The organism is Roseibium sp. AS2 (assembly GCF_038900065.1).
Lineage (GTDB): Bacteria > Pseudomonadota > Alphaproteobacteria > Rhizobiales > Stappiaceae > Roseibium.
Window position 1 is genome coordinate 47,102 of sequence record NZ_JBBMQN010000011.1, and the last position, 25,265, is coordinate 72,366.

General features: G+C 63.1%; 25 protein-coding genes. 13 read left to right on the forward strand and 12 right to left on the reverse strand.

Features of this window, described 5'->3' with window-relative positions:
• Window positions 1–15: 15 nt before the first annotated feature.
• The gene (locus tag WNZ15_RS24835; RefSeq protein ID WP_342895808.1) at window positions 16–492 is read right to left on the reverse strand and encodes a YbaK/EbsC family protein; all 477 of its coding nucleotides are present in this window, start codon (window positions 490–492) and stop codon (window positions 16–18) included.
• Between the two features lie 243 nt (window positions 493–735).
• On the opposite strand from WNZ15_RS24835, the gene WNZ15_RS24840 reads away from it, so the two are divergent.
• Window positions 736–924 (forward strand): hypothetical protein, encoded by a 189-nt coding sequence (locus WNZ15_RS24840; protein ID WP_342895737.1) that lies wholly within the window; start codon window positions 736–738, stop codon window positions 922–924.
• Window positions 925–1,033: 109 nt separating this feature from the next.
• On the opposite strand, the gene WNZ15_RS24845 is transcribed toward WNZ15_RS24840, so the two are convergent.
• A complete protein-coding gene (locus WNZ15_RS24845; protein WP_342895738.1) occupies window positions 1,034–2,194 on the reverse strand; it encodes an FAD-dependent oxidoreductase in 1,161 nt (386 codons plus the stop codon).
• A gap of 148 nt (window positions 2,195–2,342) precedes the next feature.
• Between WNZ15_RS24845 and mnmD the strand changes: the two genes are divergently transcribed.
• Window positions 2,343–3,065 (forward strand): tRNA (5-methylaminomethyl-2-thiouridine)(34)-methyltransferase MnmD, encoded by a 723-nt coding sequence (mnmD, locus tag WNZ15_RS24850; protein ID WP_342895739.1) that lies wholly within the window; start codon window positions 2,343–2,345, stop codon window positions 3,063–3,065.
• A gap of 12 nt (window positions 3,066–3,077) precedes the next feature.
• On the opposite strand, the gene WNZ15_RS24855 is transcribed toward mnmD, so the two are convergent.
• A complete protein-coding gene (locus WNZ15_RS24855) occupies window positions 3,078–3,947 on the reverse strand; it encodes a LysR family transcriptional regulator (RefSeq protein WP_342895740.1) in 870 nt (289 codons plus the stop codon).
• Window positions 3,948–4,109: 162 nt separating this feature from the next.
• Here WNZ15_RS24855 and bla point away from each other — a divergent pair, with 162 nt between their 5' ends.
• Window positions 4,110–5,003, forward strand: coding sequence for a class A beta-lactamase (gene bla / locus WNZ15_RS24860; RefSeq protein ID WP_342895741.1), 894 nt, complete (start codon window positions 4,110–4,112; stop codon window positions 5,001–5,003).
• A 3-nt stretch (window positions 5,004–5,006) separates the two neighbouring features.
• Window positions 5,007–5,396: a hypothetical protein gene (locus tag WNZ15_RS24865; RefSeq protein ID WP_342895742.1), complete on the forward strand. Its 390-nt coding sequence runs from the start codon at window positions 5,007–5,009 to the stop codon at window positions 5,394–5,396.
• A gap of 229 nt (window positions 5,397–5,625) precedes the next feature.
• On the opposite strand, the gene WNZ15_RS24870 is transcribed toward WNZ15_RS24865, so the two are convergent.
• Window positions 5,626–6,579: a 2-hydroxyacid dehydrogenase gene (locus WNZ15_RS24870; protein WP_342895743.1), complete on the reverse strand. Its 954-nt coding sequence runs from the start codon at window positions 6,577–6,579 to the stop codon at window positions 5,626–5,628.
• Between the two features lie 433 nt (window positions 6,580–7,012).
• On the opposite strand from WNZ15_RS24870, the gene ettA reads away from it, so the two are divergent.
• From ettA to WNZ15_RS24885, 3 genes are all read left to right on the forward strand, one after another.
• The gene (ettA, locus tag WNZ15_RS24875) at window positions 7,013–8,662 is read left to right on the forward strand and encodes an energy-dependent translational throttle protein EttA (RefSeq protein WP_342895744.1); all 1,650 of its coding nucleotides are present in this window, start codon (window positions 7,013–7,015) and stop codon (window positions 8,660–8,662) included.
• A 275-nt stretch (window positions 8,663–8,937) separates the two neighbouring features.
• Window positions 8,938–9,552: an MOSC domain-containing protein gene (locus WNZ15_RS24880; RefSeq protein WP_342895745.1), complete on the forward strand. Its 615-nt coding sequence runs from the start codon at window positions 8,938–8,940 to the stop codon at window positions 9,550–9,552.
• Window positions 9,553–9,597: 45 nt separating this feature from the next.
• Entirely contained in the window at window positions 9,598–9,990 is a 393-nt protein-coding gene (locus WNZ15_RS24885) for a RidA family protein (protein ID WP_342895746.1), read from the forward strand.
• 44 nt (window positions 9,991–10,034) lie between these two features.
• Here WNZ15_RS24885 and WNZ15_RS24890 read toward each other — a convergent pair whose 3' ends face one another.
• On the reverse strand, window positions 10,035–10,346 hold the full coding sequence (locus WNZ15_RS24890; protein ID WP_342895747.1) for a DUF2293 domain-containing protein: 312 nt from the start codon (window positions 10,344–10,346) through the stop codon (window positions 10,035–10,037).
• A gap of 31 nt (window positions 10,347–10,377) precedes the next feature.
• On the reverse strand, window positions 10,378–12,375 hold the full coding sequence (locus tag WNZ15_RS24895; RefSeq protein ID WP_342895748.1) for an EAL domain-containing protein: 1,998 nt from the start codon (window positions 12,373–12,375) through the stop codon (window positions 10,378–10,380).
• 505 nt (window positions 12,376–12,880) lie between these two features.
• Between WNZ15_RS24895 and WNZ15_RS24900 the strand changes: the two genes are divergently transcribed.
• The 4 genes from WNZ15_RS24900 to WNZ15_RS24915 all read left to right on the forward strand — a co-directional run bounded on the left by WNZ15_RS24900 (window position 12,881) and on the right by WNZ15_RS24915 (window position 18,063).
• Window positions 12,881–13,507, forward strand: a complete 627-nt coding sequence (locus WNZ15_RS24900; protein ID WP_342895749.1) for a metalloregulator ArsR/SmtB family transcription factor — start codon at window positions 12,881–12,883, stop codon at window positions 13,505–13,507.
• A 32-nt stretch (window positions 13,508–13,539) separates the two neighbouring features.
• The gene (locus WNZ15_RS24905; protein WP_342895750.1) at window positions 13,540–15,423 is read left to right on the forward strand and encodes an ABC transporter ATP-binding protein; all 1,884 of its coding nucleotides are present in this window, start codon (window positions 13,540–13,542) and stop codon (window positions 15,421–15,423) included.
• A 142-nt stretch (window positions 15,424–15,565) separates the two neighbouring features.
• On the forward strand, window positions 15,566–17,086 hold the full coding sequence (locus WNZ15_RS24910) for a pyruvate kinase (RefSeq protein WP_342895751.1): 1,521 nt from the start codon (window positions 15,566–15,568) through the stop codon (window positions 17,084–17,086).
• Window positions 17,087–17,217: 131 nt separating this feature from the next.
• Window positions 17,218–18,063 carry an XRE family transcriptional regulator gene (locus WNZ15_RS24915; protein WP_342895752.1) on the forward strand — a complete coding sequence of 282 codons (846 nt, stop codon included), beginning with the start codon at window positions 17,218–17,220 and terminating at the stop codon, window positions 18,061–18,063.
• A gap of 63 nt (window positions 18,064–18,126) precedes the next feature.
• On the opposite strand, the gene WNZ15_RS24920 is transcribed toward WNZ15_RS24915, so the two are convergent.
• Window positions 18,127–19,704: an FMN-binding glutamate synthase family protein gene (locus WNZ15_RS24920; RefSeq protein WP_342895809.1), complete on the reverse strand. Its 1,578-nt coding sequence runs from the start codon at window positions 19,702–19,704 to the stop codon at window positions 18,127–18,129.
• A 161-nt stretch (window positions 19,705–19,865) separates the two neighbouring features.
• A complete protein-coding gene (locus WNZ15_RS24925; protein WP_342895753.1) occupies window positions 19,866–20,237 on the reverse strand; it encodes a VOC family protein in 372 nt (123 codons plus the stop codon).
• 108 nt (window positions 20,238–20,345) lie between these two features.
• Here WNZ15_RS24925 and WNZ15_RS24930 point away from each other — a divergent pair, with 108 nt between their 5' ends.
• A complete protein-coding gene (locus WNZ15_RS24930) occupies window positions 20,346–21,230 on the forward strand; it encodes a LysR family transcriptional regulator (RefSeq protein ID WP_342895754.1) in 885 nt (294 codons plus the stop codon).
• A gap of 8 nt (window positions 21,231–21,238) precedes the next feature.
• Here WNZ15_RS24930 and WNZ15_RS24935 read toward each other — a convergent pair whose 3' ends face one another.
• Entirely contained in the window at window positions 21,239–22,534 is a 1,296-nt protein-coding gene (locus WNZ15_RS24935; protein ID WP_342895755.1) for a glycosyltransferase, read from the reverse strand.
• A 114-nt stretch (window positions 22,535–22,648) separates the two neighbouring features.
• On the opposite strand from WNZ15_RS24935, the gene WNZ15_RS24940 reads away from it, so the two are divergent.
• Window positions 22,649–23,074 (forward strand): secondary thiamine-phosphate synthase enzyme YjbQ, encoded by a 426-nt coding sequence (locus tag WNZ15_RS24940; protein WP_342895756.1) that lies wholly within the window; start codon window positions 22,649–22,651, stop codon window positions 23,072–23,074.
• Between the two features lie 146 nt (window positions 23,075–23,220).
• Here the strand turns inward: WNZ15_RS24940 and WNZ15_RS24945 are convergent, their stop codons facing one another.
• The 3 genes from WNZ15_RS24945 to WNZ15_RS24955 all read right to left on the reverse strand — a co-directional run bounded on the left by WNZ15_RS24945 (window position 23,221) and on the right by WNZ15_RS24955 (window position 25,237).
• Window positions 23,221–23,973 carry an SDR family oxidoreductase gene (locus tag WNZ15_RS24945; protein WP_342895757.1) on the reverse strand — a complete coding sequence of 251 codons (753 nt, stop codon included), beginning with the start codon at window positions 23,971–23,973 and terminating at the stop codon, window positions 23,221–23,223.
• Between the two features lie 91 nt (window positions 23,974–24,064).
• On the reverse strand, window positions 24,065–24,520 hold the full coding sequence (locus WNZ15_RS24950) for a hypothetical protein (protein ID WP_342895758.1): 456 nt from the start codon (window positions 24,518–24,520) through the stop codon (window positions 24,065–24,067).
• Window positions 24,521–24,982: 462 nt separating this feature from the next.
• Window positions 24,983–25,237: a DUF465 domain-containing protein gene (locus WNZ15_RS24955; protein ID WP_342895759.1), complete on the reverse strand. Its 255-nt coding sequence runs from the start codon at window positions 25,235–25,237 to the stop codon at window positions 24,983–24,985.
• Window positions 25,238–25,265 lie beyond the last annotated feature (28 nt).

Here is a 25,265-nt window from a genome sequence, read left to right on the forward strand (position 1 = left end):
CGGACCGCGCTGAGTTCAGCCGGCTTCCTGCGGTGGCTGGCAGACATCCACCCATTCGCCGGCCGTGATTTCCACCAGCCGCTCAGGAGAAATCCGGACGGCGGCGTTGGTGGCCCCGGCGGCCGGAATGACCTCGTCGAAATCCTTCAGAGAGATGTCGCAATAGACGGGCAGGGGCCGGGCGAGACCGAACGGGCAGACGCCACCGACCGGGTGTCCGGTCAGTGTTTCGACCTCTTCCAGCCCCAGCATTTTCACCTTGCCGCCGAACGCGGCCTTGGCCTTCTTGTTGTCCAGGCGCGCATCACCGCGGGCGACCACGAGAAAGACCCGGTCCTTGACCTGGAACGAGAGCGTCTTGGCGATCTGGCCCGGAACAACGCCATGGGCCTGTGCGGCCAGATCGACTGTAGCGCTGCTGCTTTCCGTCACGATCAGATCGAGATCCGGTGCGGCGGCGGCGAGGTGCTCACGGACACTTTCAAGGCTCATGTGAAACAGGCTTTCCCGGACAGGTTTGCAGGTGGCATCGGACGCGTGTGTGCTGCCTTGCGCAAGGGCCTCAAGCGGCCACAATTTGTGCATACCAACAAAATGCACCTGATGTAAATTAGGAAACTGTTACTGTTGTTTTTAAACGGATTTTAACCTTTTGGCTTCTAGAGGTTACTATTGGCGGTTGCGAAGCTCCGGTTTCCAGGCCCCGTAGGATCTGTCTTTGAAGGAATGCCGGAAATGGCGGAAGCCATGACAGGTGGAACGCGTGCATGTCCTCCCGCGCTGGAGGAAGACGACGAGGCAGACCTCGTGCATCACCGGCGCGAGACTGGTGACCTGGTGCTTCTTGTCGCGAAAAATGTCCTGTTCTGGGGAAGCATTTTCCTCAGCATCTTCGGGCTCTACGCGATCGTTGCAGCGTTGTAATACCAGGCGCATCGACACGGTCTGTGCGAAACTGTGACGGCATCGCTCCCGGTGCGCTTTTCCCGAATTGAATTTCTGACATATTGCTCCAGCGCCCCGGGTCAGCCGTTCAGCGGTCCGCGTCGAGCCTGTTGACACCGAAGTGATGGTCCGGACGGAAGGTTTCCGGCAGTGGATGCTCCGCGCTCTTGCCGGTCATGTCCGCCACCAGCGCCTCGGCAACCAGATGGGCGATGCCAAAGGAAATCTTGTACCCGCCCGTCGCCGTGAACACGTTTTGAAACCCGGGCAACGGCCCGACCAGCGGGTCGCGCTTGTGGCAGCGTGGCCGGATGCCTGCCCAGTCCGACAGGACCGCCCTTCCTGAAAGCAGCGGGCAGAAAGCCGTGGCACGGGCCAGAAGTTCCCGTGATCTTTGCAGAGACGGGGTATTGTCCTTAAAAACCTTGTCCGAGGTGCTGCCCACGGCCACCGTGCCGTCGTCATGGGGAACGACATAGAGACCGTCGCAGTAGATGGCGGGCCGGTTCTCAAGCCCCCGGCCTTCCAGTAGCAGCGCCTGTCCCTTCTCGCCGCGCCCGATCCGCTCGCCGGTCAGGGCGGCGATGAGATCGAAGGCCGCGTGACCGCCGGCGATGACAAGCCGGCGCGCCCTGACCGGTGTCTTGCCATCCGCAAGCAGGACGCGGGACGACCCTTCGTCATGGCCGGTGACCTCGACGCCGGTGACAATCTCGCCATGACGATGGACGAAAGCGGCCAGCGCCGCCAGGTAGAGGCGTGGCGACACCCGTGCGGCCAGGGTCTCGTAGACGATGCCGTGGGGAGCCGCGTCCGCGTCGAGCCAGTCGGACCGGCTGCCGGCGGGTTCCACCTCGTAGGAAAAGCCGGTTTCCCGCGGATGCCAGCGCAATTTGCTCTCCTCCGCGCGTTCCAGATGATGCTCCAGCTTGTCGGTGGTGGTGAGCGGCAGAATGCGGCCGCAGCGCTGATATCCGCAGCTCAGACCGGTGTCCGCTTCCAGCCGCCGGACCCGGTCCTCAAGGCACATCAGGGCCTGGAACTGGAACTCCTTTTTCGGGTTCCAGCGTGCCGGCATGTGCGGCATCAGGGCGCCCAGCACGCCGCCGCTCGATCCGGCACCGACACCGGACTTTTCCAGAACGACGGTTGTCAGTCCGGCTTCGATGGCGGCGCGGGCGACCGCAAGCCCGAAAATGCCGGCACCGGCAACGGCCACGTCATAGGTCTCTGAACTGGTTGGCACCATGTGCGGGCGGGTCCTGGCATTGCGCCGGTGATTGATCGATGGTGATTGATCGATCCGGCGGGTTCTCTTATGAGAACACTTCAAGAGTGGCAAGGCCCCGCGAGAGCCCTTGCCGGGGACGGCACTTTCTAGGGCAGAAACCGAGGCAATGTCCATCAAACCGCCGGATCTGGACTGGCTCGAGGGCGGCGTGCCCCGCGCGCGGGGCTTCGACGACACCTATTTCTCCAGGGCGGGCGGTCTCGCGGAGACCCGGCACGTCTTTCTGGCCGGCAATCGCCTGCCTGAGCGTGCCGCTGGCCGCGACCGGCTGACCCTTGCCGAATTCGGTTTCGGCACGGGCCTCAATTTCCTGACCACGCTGGAGGCCCTGAACGGCCTGGAGGCGGCGCCCGGCCTGACTTTCGTGTCCTTCGAACTCCATCCGATGACACGGGACCAGTTGCGGCGGGCGCTCAAGGCGTTTCCGGAGCTGACGAGCCTTGCGGAGGCCCTGCTGGACGCCTGGTCGCCCGGGGCCGGCTGGAACCGGATCCCGGTCGCAGGAGCGCAGCTTCTGCTTGGCGTCGGCGACGCGCGCGCGCTGATCGGCGACCTGACCGTCGAGGACACGGCCTCCCCACCTGGAAAGATCGCCATTGCTCCCGTCGATGCCTGGTACCTGGACGGGTTCAGTCCGGCCAGGAATCCCGAACTCTGGGAACCCGGTCTGTTGGGAGCGGCGGCGGGCCTGACGGCGCCGGACGGCACCCTTGCCACCTACACGGCGGCCGGCTGGGTGCGGCGCAATCTTCAGGCGGCCGGTTTCACAGTCGGGAAGGTCAGGGGCTTTGCCGGAAAACGGGAAATGGTCGTCGGACGGAAGGCGTGACACGGAAGCGGCTCATCGCGTCAGGGATTGGAGCAGCCAGTCGCGGAACCTGGTCATGGCGGCGGTCTCCTCGCGCGATTTCAGCCATGTCAGCCAATAGCTGCCGGTCAGGACCGTCGTCTCGAACGGCTGCACCAGCCGCCCGGACCTCAGATCGTTCTCGAACATTGCAATCGGCACCAGCGCGGTTCCCAGGTCCTGAACGGCGGCTTCCGCCATGGTCAGGGAGCTGTCGAACATCCACCCGCGTATGCGTGGTCGCGGCAGACCGGCGGTTTCGAACCACCGGCTCCATTCGTCCATCCGGTAGGTGCGCAGCAGCGCTTCGTGGATGAGGCTTTCCGGCGCGGTGAGCCGGAGCGCCGTTTGCGGTGAACAGACCGGTGCGAGCGGGGCCGCCATCAGATGAACCGCCTCGGTGCCGTGCCAGGCACCGTCGCCGAACCGAATGAAGCAGTCGAGGCCGTCGGCCACCATGTCGGCGCGGTTGTTGTTGGTCTTCAACCGCAGATCGATCCGGGGATGGGCCTGGGCAAATTCCGGCAACCGGCGCAGCAGCCAGCCGGTGGCGAAGGTCCCGACGACGCCGACGGTCAGCACCTCCCTGAAGTTGCCGTCCTCGAACCGGCTCAGCGCCGCCCCCATGCGGCGGAAGGCATCCGTCAGCACGGGCAGCAGTGCCTGGCCCTCGTCGGTGAGGGCCACCCCGCGCGGCAGACGCTCGAACAGGGAGACCTCGAGCAGCGCCTCAAGCGCTTTTACCTGGTGGCTGACCGCCGTCTGGGACACGCGCAATTCCAGCCCCGCGCGGGTGAAGCTGCTGAGCCTGGCCGAGGCCTCGAAGGCCCTGAGAGCGTTGAGCGGCAGTTGGGAGACGTCCATGACAGCCCTTTCAAGGCCAAGTTTTATTCATGTCTAACCAGAATATTGATCATTTGCCTAATGAATTCACGCGCTGCATGGTGAGGCTGTCCTGATGGAGGGGCGCCAGAAGCGGCCCTTTGCACCAGCCGGGACGACTGCAACCGATGTCTGGAGAATTCGATGATGCCTTCACTGCGCCGCAGGGCGTTGACCCTTGCGCTTGTCTGTCTTGCCGGTCCCTTCGCCGCCGGCCCCGCGAACGCCGCTGACTTCGATCCGGCGCCGCTCGCCCGTGCCGTGGAAGATATCTCGAGCCGTCTTTCGGCCCGGGTCGGGGTCGCCGTGATCGATACGCAGACCGGCAGCCGCTGGTCCCACAAGGGCGACGAGCGGTTTCCCACCAACAGCACCTTCAAGGCGTTTCTGTGCGCGGCGCTTCTGGACGCCGGCGCGAAGGGGACCGCCGACCCCGAACGCCGGGTGACCATCCGCCGGGGCGACATCGTCTCCTATTCGCCAGTGACGGAAAAACGCATTGACGGTGCCCCCGTATCACTCCGCGACCTGTGCGAGATCACGGTGACCATCAGCGACAACGCGGCCGCCAATCTTGTGCTTGAGGAGATTGGTGGACCGCAGGGACTGACTGCCTATCTGCGCGGTATCGGCGATGACGTCACCCGCGTGGACCGATGGGAACCGGACTCCAATTCCGGCATTCCGGGGGACGAGCGGGACACCACCAGCCCGAATGCGGCCGCCGACACCCTCCGGAAACTCGTGTTGGAAAAGACATTGCCCGATGAGGCCCGGCAGACGCTTTCAAACTGGCTGGTCGGCAACAAGGTCGGCAATGCCACCTTGCGCGCCGGATTGCCGGACGGCTGGCGGATCGCCGACAAGACCGGTGCCGGTGCCAACGGGTCGCGCAACAACATCGCGGTGATCTGGCCGGCCGGCCGCAAGCCCGTGGTCATCGCCATCTACATCACGCAGACGACGGTGTCCCTGAAGGCACGCAACGCGGCCATCGCCGAACTCGGCACGGCGCTGGCGGCAAGTCTGGGGGATTGACCGGTGACCTATCTGCTGGAAGGAGGGGGCATCCATCCCGGAAACCGCGCCCTGAACTGGGCATTTGCCATCGCGCTTTTCATAGCCGCGATGCCGGCCCCGGCCGCCTCCGAAACGCGGGAGGAGCGGCGTTCAAGAAACTGCGCCTATTACCGCGAGATGGTCGAGCGCGCTCTTGAAAACATTGACACGGACGCCTTGTCGTCCGGGTTTTCCCATGCGCACGACGGGTTCGTCGCCGGAGGCTGCCTGGTCACAGGGGCCGCCTGCCCAAAAACCCCGGCGGACTTTGCCTTCGCCGATTTGCTGACCATCATGACCGTCAGCGCGAACATGGGCAGCACGTTCACGCCGTTCCGGTGTCCGGTAACGGAGCGTGAGCGGCGTCATTGAAACGCAAAACGCCCCTGCATGGGGGCATGCAGGGGCGTTTTGCGGGCGAGGTCCCCGGATCGGCACTGATCCGGACCCTCATTTGCGCTGCGGGGAGCTGCGGAAAGGACCTTGTTGGAGGCCGCGATCCTGCGGCGTCCTGAGCAGTAAACGCGCAAACAGGGAACCGGTTCCATGCCGAATATTTTTTTCCGGAGCCCTGTGGCAATCAGGCGCGAATTGCGGCGCCTCAGCCCATCTCCGGCACCGGCGTGACCGCCTGGCCGGTGTCGAACCAGCTTTTCAGGTTGTCGACCACGAGTTGACCCATGGCGTTGCGCGTTGCCTGCGACGCCGAGCCGACGTGGGGCAGCAGGGTGACACGGGGAAGCTGCATCAGCTTTTCCGGCACATTGGGTTCGTCTTCGAACACATCCAGTCCGGCACCGTGGATCGTGCCCTTTTCGAGGGCGGCGATCAGCGCTTGCTCATCGACGACCGTGCCCCGGCCGATATTGATCAGGATGCCTTCCGGCCCCAGCGCGTCCAGAACTTCGGCGTTGACGGAATGCTTCGTCGCCGCGCCGCCGGGCGCCACCACCATCAGCGTGTCGCAGGCCGCTGCCATGTCCTTCAAGGTGGCGTGATAGGGATAGGCGACGCCGTCCTGCCGGCTGCGGCCGTGATAGTGGATCGTGAGCCCGAATGCTTCGGCGCGCTTCGCGATCGCCTTGCCGATGCGTCCCAGCCCAAAAATGCCGAGCGTGCGGCCTTGCAGGGTCGCCCGGGTCAACGGGTAGGCGCCTTCGCTGACCCACTTGCCCTCGCGAAGCCATGTCTCCGCCTGACCCAGTTCCCGGACCGTCATCAGGAGCAGGCCGAGCGCGGTGTCCGCCACTTCGTCGGACAGCACATCCGGCGTGTGGGTCACCATCACGTTGGCGGCGAGGCAGTCGCCGGTATTGACGTGATCGTAGCCGACCCCGAAGCTGGAAATGATTTCCACATTGGGAAACTTTTCCAGAAACGCCTTGTCCATCTTGCCGCCCATCGCAGCCACACCGCGGATCTTCGGCCCGATTTCGGCCAGCATCCCGTCCGGGTTCTCGGCCTCGAACAGCTTGTGAACGGTGAACTCCGCCTCCAGCTTTTCCAGAACGAGCGGCGGCATCGGGCGGGGCATCAGAATATCGACGGGTGTCATGGCGGATCCGGTGGAATGGGAATTTGAAAAAATGCGTGTGAAGCTTACGAGCAACCGCTCCGGGAAAAAAGGTCCAATTGTCTTGCGCGGGTACGGTTGTTTCAGGAGGTCCCGGATACACGAATCGGCTTGCGGCGAACCTGCGTTTTGCCGGATTGTTGAGGAAACGCAGGACGCAGTTCCTGAAACCGGCCATATTTCGTGCTGCAACCACAGCACCTTGAATCAGGGGGCCCCGCGCTCGCACGGACGTGCCGGTTTCCGGATCTGCGCATAGCCGGGGCTGCGCTTGTCTGCAAAGACGAAATCTCGGGCAGGCCCTGCATCCTTATCCCTCTTCCCCCATTGCCCCGAACGCCCATTTCGCCTAAAAGTCCCGGCAGAAATCCAATCGATCCCGACAGCTTGTTTCAAAGTGGAGACGCGGAGCCCCATGGCGCGCCAGTTCATCTATCACATGCACGGCCTCTCCAAGGCCTATAACAACAAGAAGGTCCTCGACAACATCCACCTCAGTTTCTACCCGGATGCCAAGATCGGTATCCTGGGTCCGAACGGGGCCGGCAAGTCGACGCTTCTGAAGATCATGGCCGGTCTCGACAAGGACTATACCGGCGAGGCCTGGGCGGCCGAGGGCGCCAAGGTCGGCTATCTGCCGCAGGAGCCGAAGCTGGACGAGACCAGGACCGTGATGGAAAACGTCATGGACGGGGTCGCCCACAAGCAGGCCAAGCTCGACCGCTACAACGAGCTGATGATGAACTACTCGGAAGAAACCGCGGACGAGGGTGCCCGGCTTCAGGACGAGATCGACGCCCAGGATCTGTGGAACCTGGAAAGCCAGGTGGAAATGGCGATGGAGGCCCTGCGTTGTCCGCCGGGTGATGCCGCCGTCGACAACCTGTCCGGCGGGGAACGCCGCCGTGTCGCGCTCTGCCAGCTGCTGCTCTCCGAGCCGGACCTGCTGCTGCTGGACGAGCCGACCAACCACCTGGACGCGGAAACCGTTCACTGGCTGGAGCGGCACTTGCGCGAGTTCAAGGGCTCCGTCCTGATCATCACCCACGATCGCTACTTCCTTGACAACGTCACCGGCTGGATCCTGGAACTCGACCGTGGCTCGGGCATTCCCTACGAGGGCAACTACTCCGCCTATCTGGAGAAGAAGACCAAGCGTATGCAGCAGGAAGGCCGCGAGGACATGGCACGTTCGCGTGCGATTTCCCGTGAGCGCGAATGGATGGGCATGAGCCCGAAGGGCCGCCAGACCAAGTCGAAAGCCCGTATCCGCGCCTTCGAGGACCTGCTGACCGCTCAGGAAGAGCGCATGCCGTCCATCGAGCAGATCCTGATCCCGGTCGGCGAGCGTCTCGGCGCCAATGTCATCGAGGTCAAGAATGTTTCGAAGGGCTTCGAAGACCGCCTGCTGATCGACGATCTGTCCTTCAAGCTGCCGCGCGGCGGCATTGTCGGCGTGATCGGCCCGAACGGCGCCGGTAAATCGACCCTCTTCAAGATGCTCACCGGTCAGGAAAAGCCCGACAGCGGCGAAGTCATTGTCGGCGACAGTGTACATCTGGGCTATGTCGACCAGTCACGCGATGCGCTCAATCCTTCGAACAATGTCTGGGAGGAAATTTCCGGCGGCGCCGAGATCATCTATCTCGACGACAAGGAGATCAACTCGCGCGCCTATTGCTCGTCCTTCAATTTCAAGGGCCCGGCCCAGCAGGCCAAGGTCGGCGATCTCTCCGGCGGTCAGCGCAACCGGGTGCATCTGGCCAAGGTCCTGAAGCAGGGCGCCAACGTGCTCCTCCTCGATGAGCCGACCAACGATCTCGACACCGAGACCCTGGCGGCCCTGGAAGACGCGCTGGAAAACTACGCCGGCTGCGCCGTGGTCATCTCGCATGACCGCATGTTCCTCGACCGTCTTGCCACCCACATGCTCGCCTTCGAGGGCGACAGCCATGTTGAATGGTTCGAGGGCAACTTCGAGGACTATGAAAAGGACAAGGTCCGCCGCCTCGGTGCGCATGCCGCCGACCCGCGCCGGATCAAGTACAAGCCGCTGACGCGCTGAACCGCGGTGGCGTGACCGAAAATCCAGCCCCGGAGCGCCGCTCCGGGGCTTTTTTCGGCCTGCATTGCCCGTGAGCCGCCTGTTCGACATGGCGGGATCGAAAGCATGCAGTGGTCAGGCCGGTCGGTCGCGAAATCTCGGACCCGGCGCGGTCTCGCAGACCGATTGATGTGCGGAACCGATGGTATCCATCAAGGAGTCTTGCTGGTTCCTTCGCGCGCGGCACGCTAAGCTCCGCCGCATCAGGACCAGTGGCAGAACAGGATCTTTATCGTATGGACCAGCTTGCGCTTTCGCCGGACGGCCCCCGGGTGACGCCGAAGTTCAGGACCGCCGGCAAGGTGACCGGCGTCTTTCGAACCACGTCGCCCGACAAATTCCAGACCGGTCCCGTCGATGCGCTCGAGCTGGATTTCCAGGGCATTGCCGGCGACCGCCACGCAGGCTTCACGCGCCGCTCGGGCGGGCGCGAGCCCTGGTATCCGCGCGGGACGGAAATGTGCAACGAGCGGCAGGTTTCCCTGCTTTCGGTCGAGGAACTCGCCGAGATCGCCGCGCGCCTGGAGATACCGGTGCTGAAGCCCGAGTGGATCGGCGGCAACATTATCGTTTCCGGCATCCCCAGGCTGAGCATGGTTCCGCCGCGCACACGGCTGGTCTTCGAGGGTGGCGCCGTCATCCGGGTCGACGGCAACAACGTGCCCTGCCGGATTGCCGGCGCAGCGATTGCGGAACACAATCCGGGCCGGGACGGTCTCGATCTGCTTTTCCCGAAACGCGCAATGTATCTGCGCGGCCTCGTGGGCTATGTCGAAAAGTCGGGAACGGTCCGGAGCGGGCAGGGCGTCGTCGCCCATGTTCCCGAGCAGTGGATTTACGAAGGCATCTGAACGCCGGTGCTGCGCTGGCCCCCCTGACCGGAATAGGAGTTACCCATGTTGCCGATACACCACCTGATCGAACAGGCACCGGAGCCGGTTGCGCCGTTTTCCCACGCGGTCGAGGCCGATGGCTGGGTGTTTGTCACGGGGCAGATGCCGACCTGTCCGGACAACCCGGACGCACCTCTGCCGGAGGGGATCGAGGCGCAGACGTCAAGAGTGATGGAAAATCTCAAGCTGGTGCTGGGAGGTCTTGGGCTCGGTCTGCAGAACGTGACCTTCGCCAGGGTCTATCTGACCGAGTTCAAGCGTGACTATCAGGCGATGAACGCGGTCTACCGCGCGTTCTTTGAACCGGGCAGGCTACCGGGCAGGACCTGCGTCGGGGTTTCGGGTCTTGCGGTGGATGCCCTTGTCGAAATCGACCTGGTCGCCCGCAGGCCCTGACCGGTCCATGGTTCCCAGGGGCGGCTCCAGCCGCACATGACCCGTCAGTCCTCCGGATCGTCCGGGACTTCCCTGTTGCAGCCCCAGCCCCGCAGCACGTCGTTCATGTCCTCCCGCACGAAATGGCGCGCCGCGTCGCGGTCATAGCCTTCGTCCAGCAGCGTGTCGTAATCCGTCAGGGCGTGACGCACATGACTGGTGGTGGCCTGCCACAGCGCGATGGAGGGCGGCAGGTGACGCAGGTGGCCGGCCAGGGCGAGCGCCAGGATCGCCTCGGCATCCGCCATGGGAACCCTGGGGATCAGGACGCGCACGGCCTTGCGCATGCTCTTCTGGCGTTTGGTGCCTCCGGTCATGATGTTGCCGGAAAGGAGCGGACGTCGCCGGTCACGCCCTGGAGCGTATCTGGCGGATTGCGGCGTCGGTGTGCGCGAGAGGAAGGCCCGAGACATGTTCGCCCGAGGCGGCTTCTCTCAAGACGGTTTCGAAGGGAAGCGGCAGGCCGAAATGATAACCTTGCACGAACTTGCACTGCATGGCCTCCAGCAGATCCAGCTGGTGCAGTTCCTCAACACCTTCCACCACGCATTGCAACTGCATCGACCGGCACAGGTTGAGGATTGACGTGACAACACCGCTGGCAACCGGGTCCTTGATGCCGGCAACGAAGCTGCGGTCGATCTTGACGCAATCGATCGGCAGCCGGTGCAGATAGCCGAGACTGGAATAGCCGGTGCCGAAATCGTCCAGCGCCAGCTTGACCCCGGCTTCCCGCAGCAAGCGCAGGCAGCCCTCCGCCGTTTCATAACTCCCGATTACGGAGGTTTCGGTGATTTCGAAGGTGATCCTGCGCGGATCGACCTCCTTTTGGCGAATGATATTCAGCAGCTCGGTCACCGTCGCGTCTGAGGTGATGTCCTGGGCTGAAAGGTTGAATGCCAGGCTGAGGCCGCCGGGCAGCGCGTTGATCTGATCCACGGCCTTGCAGAACAGCGCGATGGTCAGCCGGTGGATCAGGCCGGTACGCTCGGCAATCGGAATGAATTCGTCCGGCGGAACCTTGCCCAGAACGGGACTGGTCCAGCGCGCCAGAGCTTCGAACCCGACGATGACCCGCGCGGGCAAGGATACGACAGGCTGGAAAAAGACCTGAAACTCCCGTGTCAGATCGGCGCTCTGCAACGCGCTTTCAATTGCCCGCTCGGAGCGGATCCGCGCCTCGTGTTCGGAGGAATAGACGGTCGTCGATCCGCGGATCGTGGTCTTTGAATTGTAGAGGGCATAGTCGGAACGATCGAACAGGCTATGGGCGGTTTTACCCGCTTCCGGGTAATAGGCAATGCCGCAGGAAGCTCCCACCGACACCTGCAGGGCGCCGATGTGGTAGGGGTCGCTGATTATCCGGCAGATCTGCTTGCCTGTTTCCGCCGCGTCCTCCAGCGCTCCCATATAAAGAAACCCGAATTCGTCACCGCCGAGCCGGCAGATCTCGACATCTTGCAGATCCATCAGTTTCAGGCGGTTGCCGACTTCGCTCAGAAGCTGGTCGCCGAGCTGATGACCGTAGGTGTCATTGATCGGCTTGAACCGGTCCAGATCGATCACGCCGACGGCAAAAACGCCATCGCGGTCGGCAACGTCCCGGATCAAGCCCTCCAGCCGGTTGAAGAAGTAGCGTCTGTTGGGCAGATCGGTCAGGGCGTCGGTCTCCGCGAGCCGGGCATTTTCAGCGCTCAGCCGCTGGGTTTCCTTCTGCTTGGCGGCCAGCTCCGACTGGGACCTGATCAGCTTGCAGAAACCGTTGTAGGCGGTGAACAGCACCTGGAGAATGACCACGCAAACCAGGAAGATGTTCAGCGCAATAGCGATATAGACGTCCTGGTTCTGGCTGAGATAGTGGACAAGATAGGGTATGGTGACGATGAGCATCACCATCAGGGCGGCTTGCGGCAGATGCATCAGGCAGAAGATGCATCCCATGACGGTGATCGCGATGAAAAGGGCCACATGCCCGCGTTCAGATGGGCCGCCGAACGTGTCGAGACTGAGAGACCAGGTAATGTAGATGGCGGCGACGATACTGCCGAGAATGACGGTCTGTCGCATTTTCCGGATGGCTTCGTCCGGTCCCGGGGTCTTTGCGCCTGCCCGGATCCAGGCCACGAGACGGAACGTGGTCAGCACCAGAATGGGGCCCAGGATTCCGACGGTCAGATAGGTCGGCGCAACGTCGTAATGGGTGTAGGAGACCGCGATGGCGTTGACCATCAGTAGAGCATAGAGGGAAGGGATCTGGGTTTTCAGCTCATTGTACTGCGCCTGCGCGATTTCCGGATGACGGGGATCGATCATCATCCATCTTGCGAAGGCCCGGATCTTTTCCATCATGCTCTCCTGTTCTATTCTTTTCTAGCGGAAAGAATGTAAAAAAATGCTTGTTTTTTGTTTTTTCGGTCGCTTGATATCCGGGGTTCACGCGATATCGAGATAAAAGTCAGTATAAATTCAATCTATGTCACGGCTCAAGGTAGAGCTTACTCTTCCTGCAATTGATGCATCGTGCGTGGGACTTGGCATTTCCTTGCAAAACGGATCATGAACTTTTTATGTGGCGCGGAACATACTAGCCGGCTGCGCGGAGCGACTCGATGCCTTCGCGTCAATCATGAAACGGCACGGGTTTTTCCTTGTTCCCTCCGGGTTGTTCATGGCCTTGCGTTTGAATTTGTTGAGTCTTTATTCTAGCAGTTTAAATTCGCGGCCACACTATATTTGTCTTTTGTCTAAAGAGTTAACAGTGCGTCGTTGTCACGTTTGCCCCCTCACGTCTCTGCCGGAATAAGAAAAGCAGACTATTTTTTAATGAGAAGAATGGGCTATATAGTGAAGCATGGCAGACCGTACGCGAACCCGTCTCTTGAATGCGCTTAAATCCGCAGGCCCGCAAACGGCTGCGGATCTGGCAACCGGGCTCAAGGTGACGACGGTTGCCGTCCGGCAGCATCTTGAAGGTCTGCATCGGGACGGATTGGTGGATTTCGAGGACCTCAAGGGATCGGTGGGGCGGCCCAAACGGGTCTGGGCCCTGACCCGGGCCGGTCATCAGCAGTTTCCCGACAATCACGCCAATCTGGTGCTGGGTCTGCTGAACGGTCTCGGCGACATTTTCGGCGCCGAGGGGCTGGACAAGCTGATCGCGCACCGGGAAGAGCAAAGCCGCACCGCCTACATGGCTGCCGTGGCCGGCGCCGAGGATCTGCCCGGCAGGCTGGATGTCCTTGCGCACTTGCGCAATCAGGAAGGATACATGGCGGAAGTGGTGGCGGATGAAAGCGGATATCTGCTGATCGAAAACCACTGTTCGATCTGCGCCGCCGCGACCGCGTGTCAGGGGTTCTGCCGGTCCGAACTCAAGCTCTTCAAGGACGTCCTGGGGTCTGAAGTCTCGGTCGAACGCACGGAACACCAGTTGTCGGGAGACCGGCGCTGTGTCTACAGGATCGAACCGCACGCCTGACGCGACGTGGCTGGCCGGACGAGGAGTATCGGGTGACTGTCAATAAACCGCTCCTGGCAGGGATCGTCGAGCGCTATTTTCGCCCCTTTGAAACGCATATCAGACCGCTCGACCTCCCGGTGACACCGCTGCCGGACAAGGGACCGCTGCACCTCGTCTGGCATTTCGCGAAACTGTTCCGGTGGCAGCTTGCGATCGTCAGCGTGCTTGCGATGATTTCCTCCGGTCTCGGTCTGGCGGGGATCTGGGCCATCGCGTATGTGGTTGACGGCGTCACCGAGGCCGGGGCCGCGTCGTTTCTGCGCGGCAATGTCTGGCTGCTGGCCGGCTTCTTCGGTCTGTTCGTCATCATCGACCCGCTCGCCTTTCTGCTGCGCCAGACCTACGCCTTCCAGACGGTCCGGATCCTGCTGCCCGCCGCCATGCGCTGGCAGGCGCACAAGGCGGTGGAAACCCAGGACCTTTCGTTCTTCGAGGACACGTTCGCCGGTCAGGTCGCGTCCCGGATCGCGCAGGTCACCATGTCGGTGCATCGTCAGATGATGCTGGCAATCGAAACCGTTCCCTTTCTGGTGATCCAGTTCGGCGGTTCCTTCCTTCTGCTTCTGGCCCTCGCCTGGCCGTTGGCGATCCCGGTGTTCGTCTGGATCGGTGCCAACATCCTGGTGGCCTGGGCGGCCATTCCGACCTACATGCAGCGCGCGGAGAAGGTCGCCGCGGCCAACTCGCGCGCAACCGGCGCAATGACGGACGTCTATTCCAACATTGCCATGGTGAAACTGTTCGCGGCCGAGGATTCGGAGGCCGGTGCCATCCGCAAGGTCATCGGCGAGACCATCGACACCCGTCACAGCGAGAACCGCTCCTACATCCTGACGGACAGCAGCGTCTATTTTCTCAATGTCCTGATGATCCTGGGGGTGGTGTCCATCGGCTTCTGGGGCCTGACGGAAGGCTGGGTTTCGATCGGTGATTTTGTCGCCGGGCTGACGGTGACCCGCTCGCTCTCGCATGCCTCGTCGAGTTTCATCGGTGTCGGGCAGGCCATTACCAGCACGCTCGGCACCATCCGCGACGCCATGCCGATCATGACCAGCCGTCCGGAAATCACCGACCGCCCCGGGGCCGGGCAACTCAGTGTGGCCAGGGGAGAGATCCGCTTCGAGAAGGTCACATTCGCTTATGGCGAGGACAGGAAACCTGTCCTGGAAGACTTCAATCTCACTATCAGTGCCGGCGAGAGGGTTGGCCTTGTCGGACTGTCCGGCGCGGGCAAATCGACGGTGATATCGCTGCTGATGCGTCTCAGGGACGTGTCGGCCGGCCGCATCACGATCGACGGACAGGACGTCCGGGAGGTCACCCAGGCGTCGCTGCGCAGCCGGATCGGCGTCGTGACCCAGGACATTTCGCTGCTGAACCGGTCCATTCGCGACAATATCCGCTACGGCCGCCCGGATGCGGGCGACGATGAAATCCTGGAAATCGCCCGCGCCGCCGAAGCCCTTGATTTCATCATGGAGCAGAAGGACAGCAAGGGCCGCACCGGACTGGACGCACATGTGGGCGATCGGGGTGTGAAGCTCTCCGGCGGCCAGCGGCAGCGCATCACGATAGCCCGCGTGCTCCTGAAGGACGCGCCGGTGCTGATCCTGGACGAAGCGACGTCCGCGCTCGACAGCGAGGCAGAGCTTGCCATCCAGCAGAACCTTTCCCGGATGATGGACGGACGCACGACCCTGGCGGTCGCCCACAGGCTGTCGACGATCGCGGCGCTGGACCGGCTTGTGGTCATGGACAGGGGCCGGATCGTCGAGGCGGGATCTCATCGGGAACTGCTGGCCGCGGGCGGGCTCTACGCGGCTCTTTGGGAACGCCAGTCGGGCGGTTTTCTGGCGCTCAATGCGGCCGAGTGAGGCCCTTTCGACGCGGTCGAACAGAACCCCGATTGACCAGCGTCATATGCGTGAAGAACGGCTGATCTTAGAGTGAGCGCGTCCAGCCGGACCGGCGTCTGCAGACCGGCTGCGAAAAGCGCGCGTGAATCGGAGACTTCGGATGAACCTGCACGGCGAGGGCGGTGGCGACAGCGGCCCCCTAGGGACGGATGGCATGCCTCATGGCACCGGGGATCTGGAAGCGCTTTTCCGTGACGTGGCGACCCTGAAAAGGGATGTGGAAACGGAGGCGGACCTGCTTTTAAAGGACTACGGGGTCTCCGATCCGGGCCCGGAGATCGTCAACCTGGCTCACTATGTCTGCCTGCGTCGTCGGGATATCCGGTCCCTGCAGCGCCATTTGATGCGTGTTGGCCTGTCTTCCATGGGTCGGCTGGAAAGCCGGGTGGTGCCGACGCTCGACGCGGTCCTGGCGGCGCTGTCCGCCATGACGAGCCGGAAGCAGCTCGCAACGTTCCACACGGATCACGCGTTTTTTGCCGGTGAGCGCAGGCTTGAGGAGGCCGCCGCCGTTCTGTTCGGCCCGAAACCGGAAACCCGCAGGGGCCGGATCATGGTCACCTTTCCGGCCGAAGCCGCGCAAGACGCGGGGTTCGTGCGCGACCTCGTGCGCAAGGGCATGAATGTCGCCCGGATCAACTGCGCGCATGACGATCCCGATACCTGGCGGAAAATGGCTGGCCATGTGCGGGCCGCCGCAAAGAAGGAGGCGCGGGATGTACGCATCCTGTTGGACATCGCGGGCCCGAAGATCCGGACCGAGTCGGTCTTCCGTCTCAGGAAACCGTCCCGGCTGCGGCAAGGCGACCGCTTTTGCCTGGTGCTGGAGTCCGCGCCTGGACCGAAGCCGGACATGAATGTCAGCGCAAGCGTATCGCTGCCGCAGATGGTCGAGCGGCTGCAGGCCGGCGACCGGGTGCTTTATGACGACAGCAAGCTGGAGGGGGTGGTCGAAACGGTAGCCGAGGGTACCGCGACCGTGCGGGTGACACGATGCGCCGCCGATGGCGTGAAGATAAAGCCCGGGAAAGGCCTCAATCTTCCCGATACGGCTCTGGGCGTGTGCCCGCTGACTTCAAAGGACAGGACCGACCTGGAAACCGTCATCGAACTCGCCGACATGGTCGGATATTCGTTCGTCAGCCGCCCGGAGGATATCGACCTCCTCGAAGACGCGCTCGAAGACATTGGCGCCAGGCACAGCCCGTTGGGCGTGGTCGCCAAGATCGAACGGCCGGAAGCGGTCCGGAGCCTCCCGGCCCTGATCGCCCGTGCCGGTGGCAAGCGCCCTTTGGCGATCATGATCGCGCGCGGGGACCTGGCTTCCGAGATCGGCTTCGAGCGGCTTGCGGAAATGCAGGAGGAAATCCTGTGGCTGTGCGAGGCCGCCTCGACACCGGTGATCTGGGCGACCCAGGTGCTCGAAAGCCTGGTGAAGTTCGGCAGCCCCTCGCGCGGGGACATGACCGACGCGGCGATGGCCGCACGCGCCGAATGTGTGATGCTGAACAAGGGCCCGGCGGTCGGCGAGGCGGTTGAACTGCTCGACCGCCTGGTCGCACGCATGGAAGGCCACATGATGAAGAAGACCCCGACCCTTCGGGCGCTGCATTCCTGGTAATCCGGCCTGGTAATCCGGCCTGGTAACCTGGCCTGGTACTCCGGCCTGGCAATCCGGCGGAGGGCTTCCGCGGAACTGAATATCGTCCGCAACATGTTGATTTTCCGAAATCCGGCTGACAATACTCACGCATGGACAAGAGAGACCGCGCCGTTCTGTTCCGCGAGCGCCTGTCTGACGCTTTGCGCAGCCGGGAGATGAACCGAAGCGACCTGGCCCGGGGGGCGGGGCTGGACCGTTCGACCGTATCCCAGCTGTTGTCGGAAGATGCGCCGCGGCTGCCGAACGGTCAGGCGCTGGCGGCAATCGCGACCGCCTTGAACGTCTCCTCGGACTGGTTGCTGGGTCTGTCGACCCACCGCGGTGCGGCGGCTGAGATCCTCGACCAGGCGGTCCAGGTGGCCGAGACCGACCGGCATCCGGTGGATGAGCACCTGCTTGCCTGGTATAGGGACGCGGTCGGGGTGAAGATCCGCCATGTGCCGGCCAACCTGCCGGATGTCCTGAAGACCGAAAGCGTGCTGGCGTATGAATACGCCGGGCAAACCCTGCGCACCGCGGGGCAGGCGATCACCGGAACGCGGGACCAGCGAGCCCTGCTGCACCGGGCCGAATCGGACATGGAAATCGCGCTCTCGAAGGAAGCACTGGAAGGGTTCGCGCGCGGCGAGGGGCTCTGGGCAGGCTTGCCGGTGGAGGCGCGCCGGCAGCAGCTGGAGGTGATGGGCCATACATTGAGCGACCTCTATCCTTCGCTCCGCCTGCATCTGTTCGGCGCCACCGACCGGTTTTCGGCGCCCTTTACGGTCTTCGGCCAGAAATGGGCGGCGCTCTATCTGGGCCAGCGCTACCTGGCCTTTTCCAACACCCGCCACGTGCAACTGTTCTCCGGTCACTTCGACGACCTCGTCCGCCATGCGGTAATCCGCTCGCACGAAGCCGGAGATTTCGCGGTCGATCTGAGCCGGAAGATCTGAACATTGCCGCCGTCCGTTGCCGTTTCCGGAAAAGAGGCTGTTCCCACCGCCAACGCTTTGCCGTCAATGCGCGCCCTGATGATGGGTCGATTTGGCGGCGGCGACGGTTTTTACCGGGTTGAAACTGTCGGCTTCGGCCATGTCCCAGTAGGTGGAAAAGCCCGGGATGTTGTGCGACTTGTCGAGCAGCGCACCATGCCTGAGCCAGGTGAGCGCGACGCTGGCCGGCATGATCTCGCGCAGGCCCTCGCGCAGGTAGAAATGTTCCGGCTTGAATTCATTGGGGTGATCGAGACCGGCGGCCGCGGTGAAGTCGACCAGGGCTTTCAGGGTGTTGTGATGAAAATTCGCCACCCGCTCCGCCTTGTCCGGCACCACCAGCGCCTTCTGGCGGAGAGGGTCCTGGGTGGCGACGCCCGTCGGGCAGCGGTTGGTGTGGCAACTCTGCGACTGGATGCAGCCGACGGCGAACATGAAACCGCGTGCGGCATTGACCCAATCCGCCCCCAGCGCCATCGCCCCGGCAAGGTCGAACGCGCTGATCAGCTTGCCGCTGGCGCCGATCCTGATGTCCTGGCGCAGTCCGGTGCCGACCAGGCAATTGTGCACGAAGGTCAGGCCCTGGCGCAGCGGCGTCCCCAGGCGATTGGCGAATTCCAGGGGGGCTGCGCCGGTGCCGCCTTCCGCGCCGTCGACAACGATGAAGTCGGGTTTGATTCCGGTTTTCAGCATCGCCTTGACGATGGCCATGAATTCCCAGCGATGGCCGATGCACAGCTTGAAGCCGATCGGCTTTCCACCTGAAAGCTCCCGCAGTCTGGCAATGAATTCCAGCAGTTCGACCGGTGTCGAGAACGCGGAGTGGGACGCGGGCGAAACGCATTCCTTGCCGACGGGAATGCCCCGGGCCTCGGCGATTTCCGCCGTCACCTTGGGGCCCGGCAACACGCCGCCATGACCGGGCTTGGCCCCCTGGCTCATCTTGATCTCGATCATCTTGATCTGCGGATCGACAGCCTGCTTCCGGAATTTCTCCGCATCGAAGCCGCCGTCGTCGGCCCGGCAGCCGAAATAGCCGCTGCCCAGTTCCCAGACGAGATCGCCGCCGCCCTCGCGGTGGTAGCGCGAGACGCTGCCTTCGCCGGTATCGTGATAGAAATTCCCGGCCTTTGCACCCTTGTTGAGCGCCAGAATGGCGTTGCCCGACAGGGAACCGAAGCTCATCGCGGAAATGTTGTAGAGCGACGCAGAATAGGGCTGCGCGCAATCCGGTCCGCCGATGGTCACGCGCATGTCGTCCTGCCCGTGCGGTTTGGGACAGATCGAATGGTTCACCCAGCCATAGGAGCTGTCATAGACATCGAGTTCCGTGCCGAAGGGCAGCACGTCCTCGACGTTCTTGGCCCGGTCATACACCATGGACCGACGTTCCCGGGAGAACGGCCGGCCGTCCTGGTTGCTTTCGAAGAAATATTGTCTGAGTTCGGGCCGGACCGCCTCGAACAGGAACCGGAAATGACCGGCCAGCGGATAGTTGCGAAGAACGGCATGCCGGGTCTGCAGCAGGTCGCGGCAGCCAAGGCCGGAGAGCGCGGCAAGCACCAGGAACGGCCAGAAAAAATACCCGCTCACGGAGACCATGAGCACCAGGGTGACGAGTGTCAGAAACAGGCATGAGCCTAGGACGGCGTAGCGGGCTGGAAACACGGGACCGGGACTCCTTTTCGGGCGGGCTGTCTACTTGTGTCAGGACCGTGCGAAAAAGAAAAGGGCGATCCGCCGCGCCGACCGCCCGAGCCCGGTCAGCCAATGTGGTGCACGTTCAGCTTGTTGCCGTCGGGATCGCGGAAATAGGCCGCGTAAAATCCGTTGTCCGCCCGCTGGCCCGGTTGGCCCTCGTCGGCGGCGCCGAGCGCCATCGCCCGATGATAGACCGCGTCGACCTGCTGCCGGCTTCCGGCGGTCAGCGCGACCATCACGCCGTTACCGGCGGTCGCCTTGTGTCCGTCAAACGGAATGTGCACGGAAAAGGCCGGGCTTGCGTCGCCGGCGCCCCAGACGATGAAATCCTCGAATTCCATGATCCGCTTCGCCTTCAGCTCTGCGAGAAGCGCGTCATAGAACGCTGCGGACGAGGTGAGGTCATTCGTGCCGAGAGAGGTGTATCCGATCATTTTCTGCTCCTGAATATCTTGCCGCTGAGACCGGCAGGTTGGATCTAGGCGATTGCAGAAATGAAAAGAATAGGCATAATTGAGGACTTGATTTGCAAAGATGAAAAAATGGACTGGAATTATCTGCGTACTTTTCTGGCGGTTGCCGAGACCGGCAGTCTCGCCGGAGCCGCTGCTCAACTGGCGATCAGTCACGCCACGGCGTTTCGCCATGTCAGAGCCTTTGAAACCGGTCTGGGAACACGCCTGTTCGAAAAGGTCAGGGGGCGGTACGAGCTGACGGAGGCCGGGGAGGATATCCTCGATCTCGCTCGGACCGTGTCGGTTGCCGTCGAGGATATCGACAGAAGGAGCTCCGGCGCGGATGTCCAGTTGAAGGGCCGTGTCCGACTGACGGCCCCGGGCAGTTTTTCCTGTCATTTCCTGCCCGGCTATCTCGCCGGGTTTCGTGACGCTTTCCCGGACATCACGGTCGACCTCCTCACGTCCAACGAGGAACTCAACATGGCGGGACGCGCGGCGGACATCGCGCTTCGGATCACCCACACACCGCCGGACCATCTGATCGGGCGGAAACTGGTCGACATTCCCTGGGGCCTCTACGCGAGCACGGACTACCTGCAGCGAAGGGGCACTCCTTCGGATGCGCGGGATCTGACGCATCACGATGTGATCGGAGCGACAGGAGCCATGGCGCGCCAGGAGAGATTTGCTTCACTCGACCGTGATTTCCGCGGCCGGGTGATATGCCGCAGCGACGATCTGATGACGATGGCGGCATTTGCGCTGAGCGGGCAGGGTATTGCCTTGCTGCCGGCCGACGTGGCAGTCGGTCTGGCCCGTGCCGGCTCTGTCGGGCAGTCCGGCTGCAATCAGCTCTGGCTCCTGACTCACCCCGATTTGAGAAACGTCGCGCGAGTTCGCGCCCTGACGCGGTTTTTGACTCAGGCTTTTCGCGCGGACCCCCGATTCGCCGACCCGTCGCCACGCTGAAGAAACCGTCAGGAAGCCGGTTCTGCCGCAAGCAAGTCGATCAGCCTCGCAGCGGTTCCCAGGGCACTGGGTTCTGCAGACATGACCGCCGATGCACGCTCCGCTCCGGCTTTGCAGGCAGGCGTCTCAAGCTCCTGGAGGGCGTGCCTGAGATTGTCCGGTGTCAGCGCCTGCTGCCGGATCGGCTTCGGGCCGGCGCCGATCTTCCACACTTGCTGTCCCCAGAAGGGCTGGTCGCCGAAGACCGGGCATATGAGCGATGGTATGCCCCAGCGCAGCGCTTCGTGGGTCGTGCCGGCGCCGCCGTGATGCACGATGGCCGAGCAGCGCGGAAACAGCCAGCTGTGCGGAGCTTTCTCGACCAGAAGGACGCGTCCGGCCAGGTTTTCGGGCAGGTCGCGAGACGAAAGCCCGCCCCATCCCGTTGACAGGATTGCCCGCCGGCCGGTGGTTCGAAGCGCCTCCAGAACCGTGGCTGTCAATTTCTCCGGATCGCGGCTCGGCATGGAGCCGAAGCCGAGAAAGACCGGCGCAGGCCCCGCCTCGAGAAAGGTCGCAAGCTCTTGCGGCGGTCGATAGTCCGCATCCGGCTCGGTCAGCCAGTAGCCGCACTGCCAGGTTTCCGCTGGCCAGTCCGCCGGTATGGGCACGAGCGCGCGCGAAAAAGCCTGCAGGGACATCGGCGGGTCACCGCCGGGCTCGTGACCGTCCAGAAGGCTGCCCGGCACGGCATACTCCGTCTTGGCCTCAAGCCTGACCGGCTTGAGCACGGGACGAAGCCCGGCCTCCATCAGGAAACGGCCTGCGCGATAGCTCCAGCGGTTGAGACCGCGGCCCAGATCCGGCAGGCCGAACAGCGGGATCGGGAAATCACCCGTCGGGGCGGTCACCGGCTGCAGGGCCGTCGGCAGGGCCGGGACGTTCAGCCTGCGGCCGACCAGGGTCATCACGCAGGCTTTCAGGTTGAACAGAATGAGGTCGGGGCGTTCCTCCAGGCCGGTTTGCCAGAGCTGCCGGGAGATCTCCTTTTGCAGGTCGATATTCTGCCGGGCGGCCCTGATCTTGCCCTTGAAGGTGAACAGGGCGGCTTGCACCTCCGGGCTTTGCAGAAGCGTCTGATAGTTGATCGGCACCGGCCGGGACCGGGCGCCGGCAGCTTCGATCATGTCGTCGAAACCTTCGCCGGTCACCAGGGTAACCTCGGCACCTTGCGCGGTGAGCGCCCTTGCCAGGGCGACATAAGGCTGGACATCGCCCCGTGTGCCCAGGCTCGCAATCAGGATTTTCTTGCGGGACAAGGACATACAGTGCTCTTTTGTTGCTATCCACCGGTCCGGTTGACATGGAGGGCCGAGGCCGCAATTGCAACCCGCCTGGACCAGTCGGCGGAATTCGAAATGCCGGAGGAAGGCCCCCTGATGCTGACCAGTTTCACCCTCCGCACGCATGGGACGGGCCTGTACGAATTCACGAACCAGGTGGCGGCCTGGCTGGAGGAGGCGGACGCGGCGGACGGCCTGCTCACGCTGTTCGTGCGCCACACCTCCTGCTCGCTGCTCATCCAGGAGAACGCCGATCCGGACGTGCAGCGCGATCTGAAGGCCTTTTTCGAACGGCTCGTGCCGCCGGCGGATCATCCGGTCATGTCCTATCTGGTCCACACTCTGGAAGGCCCGGACGACATGCCCGCCCATATCAAGGCGGCACTTCTGCCTGTCTCCCTGTCCATTCCGGTCGAGGCGGGCCGGATGGTGCTGGGCACCTGGCAGGGGATCTATCTGTTCGAGCACAGGACCCGCCCGCACCAGCGTCAGGTGGCGGCGCATTTTCTGACCGGTCGCTGATACCTGCCCCGGAAGTCCGCACTGAAAACAAAGAGGAATCGCGAAAACTTGTGACGATTGTCACATAGGTCAGCATCGGCCCGGTATCGGTCTGGCGATAGCCCGACAGCCTTGCTTCGGCAAAGCTGCGGGTAAGCCGGAGACCCTCAGCCCCGCAGAGCTGGCAGGCCGACGCCGGTGCTCTCGAAACCGCCGTCCGACGCGATGATCTGGCCGGTGACGTAGCTGGCCTGGTCTGAACACAGGAACGCGATGACCTCGGCGATCTCCTGCTCGCTGCCGTACCGGTTGAGCGGAATCGCATCGTGGTAGGCGTCGATGATCTCCTGGCTGTGTACCGCCATGGCGAGCTTGGTGCGCACCGGTCCGGGACAGACACAATTGGCGCGGATACCGTATTCGCCGAGTTCGGCGGCCTGCTGCCTGGTCAACTGTATGACAGCCGCCTTGGATGTGCCGTAGGCGACCCTGAGGGTCGAGGCCCGCAGGCCTGAGATGGACGCGATGTTGACGATCGCTCCGCGGGTGTCCTTCAGTGCCGGGATGCTTGCCTGCGACACGAGAAAGACCCCGTCCAGATTGGTCTCCATCACCCGGCGCCACATGGAAAAATCGCACTGTTCGATCGGTCCGAATTCGGCGACCCCGGCATTGTTCACCAAGGCATCGAGCCGGCCGAACCGGTCCAGGATCGCCGGGACGGTCGCATCGACCTGTGCCGCGATCGAGACATCACAGACAAAGGGCGCGGCGCCATTCAGGTCCCTGGCGGCGACGGCGAGTTCATCGCTGTCCCGGTCCAGCATGGCGACCTGCCAGCCCCGTTCGAGCATGAGCCTTGCCGTGGCGAGACCGATGCCCCTGGCGGCACCGGTGATGAGAACGGTCTTCTGGGTCATGTCGCGGATATCCGTTGAATGGGGGAGGCTGAAACTATGCCGACCGGCTTCCGAAGCCGGTCGAATCGATCGGAAAGGCGTGCCTGGCCTGTCAGCGCATCGAGACGCAGATCCGGATCGCGCCTGCATTGTCCCAAAGGGCAATGTCCTTGTCGTTGATCCGGAATGCGTAGACGCCCGCAGGGTCACGCGAATTCACGGCAAGCGCGGCGAATTCGGCGAAGGGAACGATCCGGCCCGCCTGGTCGCGCACCAGCATCTCGCCGAACGCGTAGGACTGGTCGAATTTGTAACCGAAGAGCGGGCCGAGCTTTTTGGCCGCCTGTCCGGAATAGCCGCGCGGACCGACCGGCGCGGCCTGGCCGGCAATGACGCTCCACGTGCCGGAATAGCCGACCTTGCGGATCTTGCCGGTGGGCAGGGACAGTTGCTGCCAGCCTTTGCGGGATTGAACGTCGACGCAGTGATCCGCCGCGACGGCGGCGGCAGGGAAAAGGCCTGTCAGAAACAGCCAGGGCGATAACAATAGGGTGGGGGCAAGTCTCATGGGCTGATCCGGAAGGTGATTTGATGCCCTTAAGGAGATGGCAGTGGTCCGGTCGTGTCAAGACGTCCAGCCGTCATGCCAGTTCTCGTGCCAGTCACCAACCGGTTATCAGGGCAAGTCAGGCGGACAGGCCATGTGGCCGGAGCTGCCGGCGGTCACGGATCACACCAGCTTCACGCAGGCTTGCCTTGCAAGTCTCGACCGGCGGACCCACATCGTAAGGTGAACGATGAGGGTCGTTCCTCCCCAGACTGGCGCCGTGCTTCGCAGAAGCTGCGGCGCCTTCTTTTTTATCAGGACGGTGTTGTTGTAGGATCGCCGGGTGTCCGGCGCGTCCCGATCGGGGCGCGCCTGTCCACGTCACGCCCGGCACGTCAGCATCAATGCCGTGAAGGGGCGTGGTGGCCCGCGCCGTCGGACGGGGACGGCGCGGGCTCTAACACCGGCCTGAAAAGGAGGGGCTCAGGTCGCGGTGTTAGCCGCAGCCGCCAGCAAGGCAGCAATCTGATCTTTCAGGTGAAGCCTTTTCTTTTTCAGCTCCTCCAGAGCGTCATCGGATGCCGGTTCCAGATCGGTTTCGATCCGGTGCACTTCCCGGTTGATGGTGTGATATTCATCGGACAGGCGCGCGAAATGCGCGTCACTGGTTTTCAGGGTGTGCAGCGCTTCCGCCGCTTCCGGGAATTCTTCGTGAAGTTCGTGTGGCACGTGGCTCATTCTTGCCTCCTTATGAGATGCACAACGT